The 6,181-nt window shown below is 66.5% G+C and carries 4 protein-coding genes; 3 read left to right on the top strand and 1 reads right to left on the bottom strand.

The features are described from left to right. The coding region (locus AC5JJ6_RS36855; protein ID WP_496046802.1) for an ankyrin repeat domain-containing protein at positions 1-2,499 on the bottom strand (2,499 nt) is incomplete at its 3' end. Between the two features lie 271 nt (positions 2,500-2,770). Between AC5JJ6_RS36855 and AC5JJ6_RS36850 the strand changes: the two genes are divergently transcribed. From AC5JJ6_RS36850 to AC5JJ6_RS36840, 3 genes are all read left to right on the top strand, one after another. Further along, complete coding sequence (locus tag AC5JJ6_RS36850) at positions 2,771-3,919, top strand: ABC transporter ATP-binding protein (protein WP_496046801.1); 1,149 nt, start codon at positions 2,771-2,773, stop codon at positions 3,917-3,919. A gap of 57 nt (positions 3,920-3,976) precedes the next feature. After that, complete coding sequence (gene murJ, locus AC5JJ6_RS36845) at positions 3,977-5,527, top strand: murein biosynthesis integral membrane protein MurJ (protein WP_496046800.1); 1,551 nt, start codon at positions 3,977-3,979, stop codon at positions 5,525-5,527. Positions 5,528-5,619: 92 nt separating this feature from the next. After that, positions 5,620-6,168, top strand: coding sequence for an extracellular solute-binding protein (locus AC5JJ6_RS36840; RefSeq protein ID WP_496046799.1), 549 nt, complete (start codon positions 5,620-5,622; stop codon positions 6,166-6,168). Positions 6,169-6,181: the final 13 nt, after the last annotated feature.

The following is a 6,181-nucleotide window of genomic DNA, read 5'->3' as shown; positions in this document are numbered from 1 at the left end:
CCCGACTTCACTGCCGCCGCGCGACGAGCGCCGCGAGGCCGCTTGCGGATCGAAGGAGTTCAGGAGGTTGACGACGGCGGTATGCCCGCCCTCCTGGGCGTAGTTCAGCGCGGTCCGCCCGTGGATGCTGGTCGTTCCGATATTCGCCCCGTTCTCCAGCAGAACCCGGACCGTATCCAGGTGCCCGCCGCCGGCGGCGGCCATCAGCGCCGTCTTGCCCTCCACGTTCATGGAATTGACTGCGCTGCCGGATTGCAACAACGTCCGGACGGCGGCGTTGTTGCCGATCGAGGCCGCATACATCAGCGCCGTGCCGCCGTTGCGGCTGCGGGCGTTGGGGGCCGCGCCTGCCGCCAGCAACTGCCGGACGGCTGGTGCGTTGCCTTGCTCCGATGCCAGCATCAGGGCGGTCTTCCCGTCGGGAAGTTCGTAATCGATGTCGCGGCCCGCCTGGATGACGGACTGAAGCATGCCGGGCTGCTGGAACGCCTGGATCATCTCCTCGCGGGTCGAGAACCGGTTGGGCGGCGGCAGGGACTGGTTCGCCGTTCCGTCCGCGCGGTCGTCGTAATCGGGGGGCAGGCGCAGGATCTGGTCCGGTGCCGGTTCCGGCGGTGCTGCCGCGGTATCCGTGGGCGTGCTGGCCGTAGCGGCCGCTTGGCGCTTCCGTTCCAGGTTGCGCAGATGGGTCTGGAAGTTCTGGTCGCTCGGATCGACGCTCAGGCCGCGCCGGTAGAAGCCGGCCGCGTTGTCGAACTGGCCGCGCTCCTCCGCCGTTATGCCCCAGCGAAGATAGCTGTCCTTGATCGCGCTCAGGATGGCGGCCGCCTTGGGATGCTGGGGCGCTATCTGGGTGATCTGCTGATAGATCTCGAACGCATTGCTGCCGGGCGGAGTCGTCAGCAGCTTCTGCTCGATGTAGCGGTCCGCGCGGGCCGCAAGGTCGGCGACTCTCTGCTCGTCGCCCGAGTTCGCCGACGGCGGAACGGGCGGAGTCGGGGGAACCGGCGTGGCGGGTGACGGAGCCGCTTCCGGAATCGCTGCCGGCGTTGATGCCGTATCGCCCGGCGGCAGCGCCGACCGGGGCGTGGGTGGCGGTGCGACCGAAATCGGCGGCGTTTCCGGGATGGACTCGGCCGGGCGTGTAGCGACATCGGTCTCGGTCGCGCCGTCGGACCAGGGAGCCGGGCCGCCGGTCGCTGTCTCGTACAGCCGCTCGAACGCCTCCGGATGCATCACGGCGGTCGCGGCGCCGGCCCCGACCAGCAAAGCGGCGACGCAGGCAGCCACCAGCGGCCAGCGGCGCGGCCGGCTGAAATCCTGCTGGATCTGATAGCGGGGGTCGGGCCGTATGCCCGGATAAGCGTCCGCCTCCAGCATTCGCGGCTCGGGCCGGTCGGACCGGCGGCGAATCACGGCTTTAGGCGGCTCGACTTCGTCGTCCCAGTCGTCGGGCTCCCGGTCAATCTCCGGTTCACGGGGCGGCTGATATGTGCGCGCGGGAACAGGGCGTGGCGCCGGCTGGTAGACCTCCCGGTGCGGCGGCGCTGCGGGCTGTGCGGGGAACGGCACGGGAGCCGGCGCCTGTACGGGAGGGGGCGCCATCGGTACGATCGGCCGCAGGCGCGCTATCGGCTCCTGAACCTCGGCGGGTTCAGGCTCCGGCGCGTGGGCGAAACCGTCCTGCAACGGCTGCAAGCCGAGATCGGCCGCGACCTGATCGATCCGCGCACGCGTGACGGTCCGCTCGCCGGTGCGCGACGCACCGCTCAGCGCCACGTCGCCCAGCGTGTTCACCAGTTGCAGCAGGCCGCCCGAGTACTGCGTTATCGCCTGGATCGCGGCAGGCTCGAAGATATCGTCCCGGTCCGCGCCGGCTTGCCGGATGCGCTGCTTGATGTAGCTGCCGACCTGATCCTGGTCGAGCGGCGGCAGGTGGTACGACACGCCCAGGCGCCGCATCGAGTCTTCCAGGCCCGGCTCCGCCAGCATGCGTTCCAGATCGGGCGCACCGGCCAGCAGGACTTGAAGGAAGCGCCCGGTTTCGGTATCGGAGGACGCCATGTCCACCAGATCGTAGAGCACGGGCAGGTCGAGTTCATGGGCTTCGTCGACGATCAGGACGCCGGTCCCCGCTTCCTCGAGCCGCTGCTCCAGCCGTTCGATCAAGGCATCCATATCCGTCAGCGGCTGACCGTTGGCCTCGTCATGAAGCAACTCGCCGCCGGCTTCCTGGATGATGTCCTCGACCGTCATTCCCGGTCTGGCGGCGACCGCGAGCACCATCGCGCCGTCGCCTTCCAGATGGTCGAGAAGTTCCTGAAGCAGGGATGTCTTGCCCGACCCGGTTTCACCATAGAGAGCCATGAGCCGACGGCGCGCAAGGACAGCCAGAACGAAGCCGTTGAACGCTTCCTCGTGCTCCTGCGACGCATAGGTAAAACGCGCTGTCGGCGTAATCTTGAAAGGTTCTTCGCGTAAACCGAAGCGGTTGCTCATCATGGCTATTCTATCGAATGGATTACCTGGCGGCGCCTGAAAACGAAATTCCTCGGGCGGTGCGTCAACGGTTCTCATGTGTTTGGAGGATTGCACTCTATCAACCCCCGCATAATTCACGAACACATAAAAGGGGTGAAAAGTCCCCGTCGATCGGGGTTGTCCGCTATCGACCCGCGCATTCCCTGATCGGGACGCTGGTGGAACGCATTGGCGAAGCGGACTTTCAAGGAGGCTGGCAGCCCGGCATTTTTGCGATATTGTCGGCTGCATGAGCCAGACAGATCTATCGGCCGCCCCCGGCAGCACGGCCCGCAACGCCTCCGGTCATTCGGCGTCTTCTCCCCATGTGGAGTTCATCGACGTCCGCAAGACCTATGACGGCGAGACCCTGGTCGTCAAAAACCTGAACCTGGAGATCCAGCGGGGGGAGTTCCTGACCCTGCTGGGGCCGAGCGGTTCGGGCAAGACGACGTCGCTGATGATGCTGGCCGGGTTCGAAGTGCCGACATCGGGCGACATCCGCCTTGCCGGACGGTCGATCGCGCGCCTGCCGCCGCACCGGCGCGACATCGGCATGGTGTTCCAGAACTACGCCCTGTTCCCTCATATGACGGTGGCCGAGAACTTGGCCTTCCCGCTGTCCGTCCGGAAGATGCCGAAGGCGGAAATCGGGGAACGGGTCGCCAAGGCGCTGGGGATGGTCCATCTCTCCCAGTTGGGCGGGCGGCGGCCGGCCGAGCTGTCGGGCGGCCAGCAGCAGCGGGTGGCGCTGGCCCGCGCCCTCGTCTTCGATCCGCAGCTCGTCCTGATGGACGAGCCGCTGGGAGCGCTGGACAAGCAGCTGCGCGAGCATATGCAGCTGGAGATCAAGCACATCCACGAGTCGCTCGGCGTCACGGTGGTTTACGTCACCCATGACCAGACCGAAGCGCTGACGATGTCCGACCGGATCGCCGTGTTCAACAACGGCATCATCCAGCAGATCGACCTGCCGGACCGTATCTACCAGCAGCCCTGCAACAGCTTCGTCGCCAACTTCATCGGTGAGAACAACCGGTTGAACGGCATCGTGCGGGAAGTTTCGGGCGGCATCTGCCGGGTCGAGCTGAAGACCGGGCAGAGCGTCTATGCCGCCGCGGTCGCGGCCAACTCGCCAGGACAGCCGACCACCTTGTCGATCCGGCCCGAGCGAATCGGTTTCCAGCCGACGCAGGACGAGGCGGTCACCAGCCTGGAAGCCCGCGTGCTGGAGCGGATTTACCTGGGCGATCACCTGCGCCTGCGGCTGGCGGTTGCGGACGCGGACGACTTTATGGTCAAAGTGCCGTTCGCCGACAGTGCCGAGGCGTTCCAGACGGGCCATGCCGTTTCAGTCTGCTGGGCCGCCAAGGATTGCCGGGCGCTCGATCCCGTCTGACGCCGCTTCCCGGCGTCCTTCTTCCCGAATTTCGCCGCCGCGCGAGGCAAACCTACCGTGTTCCGCAAAATCCTTTCCGTCGGCGGCCTGACCCTGGCCAGCCGTGTCCTCGGCTTTGTCCGGGATATCCTGACCGCAGCGCTTCTGGGGGCGGGGCCGGTCGCCGACGCATTCTTCGTCGCGTTTCGGCTGCCCAACCATTTCCGGGCGCTGTTCGCCGAAGGGGCGTTCAACGCGGCGTTCGTCCCGATGTTCTCGGCGTTCCTGGTCGGGCAGGGCCGGTCGCAGGCGCGGATCTTCGCGGAGCAGGTCCTGGCGTTCCTGCTGGTGATCCAGCTCGTGCTGCTGGTCGTGTTCGAGCTGATCATGCCGTCCTTCATGCTGATCTTCGCGCCGGGCTTCTCGGACGAGCCCATGAAGTACGATCTGGCCGTCCTGTTCACCCGGATCACCTTCCCCTACCTGCTGTTCATCTCGCTGGTGTCGCTGATGGGGGCCGTCCTCAACAGCGTCGAGCGATTCGCCGCCGCCGCCGCGGCGCCCATCCTGCTGAACCTGTGCCTGATCGCGGCGCTGCTCGGGTTGACCCCCTTGCTGCCGACGGCAGGCCATGCGCTCGCCTGGGGCGTCATGGCCGCCGGCATCGCCCAATTCCTTTATCTCGCCTGGGATTGCCATCGCGCCGGCATGTCGCTGAAGCTGGGGCTGCCGCGCCTGACGCCGGGAGTGAAGCGCTTCCTGGCGGTGCTCGGGCCGGCGGCGCTGGGGGCGGGCGTCACCCAGATCAACCTGTTCATCGACACCCTGATCGCGTCGCTGCTGCCGACCGGCGCCGTCTCGTATCTGTACTACGCCGACCGGATCAACCAGTTGCCGCTGGGCGTCATCGGCATCGCGATCGGCACCGTCCTTCTGCCGGAGCTGTCGCGCGCCCTGAAGGGCGGCAACATGGCCCAGGCCAGCGAAAGCCAGAACCGGGCGCTGGAACTGTCGCTGCTGTTCACCCTGCCGGCCGCAGCCGCCTTCCTGGCGGCGGCATACCCGATCATGTCGGTCCTGTTCGAACGCGGTGCGTTCCAGGCCACCGACGCGCAAGCGACCGCAACGACCCTGATGGCCTATGCGTTGGGACTGCCGGCCTTCGTCCTGATTCGCAGCCTGTTGCCGGGGTTCTATGCGCGGCAGGATACGCGGACTCCCGTCAAGATCGCGCTGGTCGTCGTGTCGGTCAACGTGGCGCTGAAACTGATGCTGATGCAGCCGCTCTCCCAGGTGGGGCTGGCGCTCGCCACATCGGCGGCGTCCTGGGTCAACTGCGCGTTGCTGGCGACCCTGCTGTTCCGGCGCGGCTTCCTGGTGCTGGACGCGCGGCTGAAGCGGCGGGTTCCGCGTCAGCTTCTGGCCGCCGCGGCGATGGCCGCAGTACTTTTGGGGCTTCAAGGCCCGTTGGCCGAGCTTCTGTCGGTCCATGATCTGGCCACCCGCACGCTCGCCCTTGGACTGCTGGTATCCGCCGGCGTGGCAACCTACGCCGCCGCCGGGCTGGCGCTGGGTGTCGTCTCGCTGGCCGAGCTGAAACAATATACACGCAGGCGCCGGAAAATCTGACCACCGTTGCGCTGGACACGCCGATCAAGCTGATGAAAACTAAAGGCGAAAAGCGATCAGTTAATCATAAAAACACGACAGGGTGACGATCGATGAGCTGGAAGACCAACCTTTTCCTGGGCGCCGCACTGCTGGGTGCGACTGTCGCAAGCGCCGAGGCCCGCGACCTGACGGTCACCTCCTGGGGCGGCAACTATCAGGACGCTCAGCGCGAGGTCTATTTCACGCCGTTCTCCAAGAAGACCGGTATCAAGGTGGTGGACGACAGTTGGAACGGCGGCGTCGGCGCTCTCCGCGCCAAGGTCGAAGGCGGCAATGCCGACTGGGACGTCGTGCAGGTCGAGGCGGAGGAACTGGCGCTCGGCTGCGAGGAAGGCCTGTTCGAGCAGATGGACTGGTCGGCGCTCGGCGGCAAGGACAGGTTCATTCCCGCCGCCGTGCATGAATGCGGCGTCGGCGCCATCGTCTGGACGACCCTGATCACCTATGACGGCGCCCGCCTGAAGGAAGGCCCCAAGAGCTGGGCCGATTTCTGGAACACGGAGAAGTTCCCCGGCAAGCGCGGCCTGCGCCGTGGTCCGAAATACACGCTGGAATTCGCCCTGATGGCCGACGGGGTGGAGCCGTCGCAGGTCTACTAGACCTTGGGCACCG

It is taken from the genome of Skermanella sp. (genome assembly GCF_059503625.1).
The sequence above is the reverse complement of the archived record's forward strand: the minus strand, read 5'-3'. Positions and strand labels throughout refer to the sequence as shown.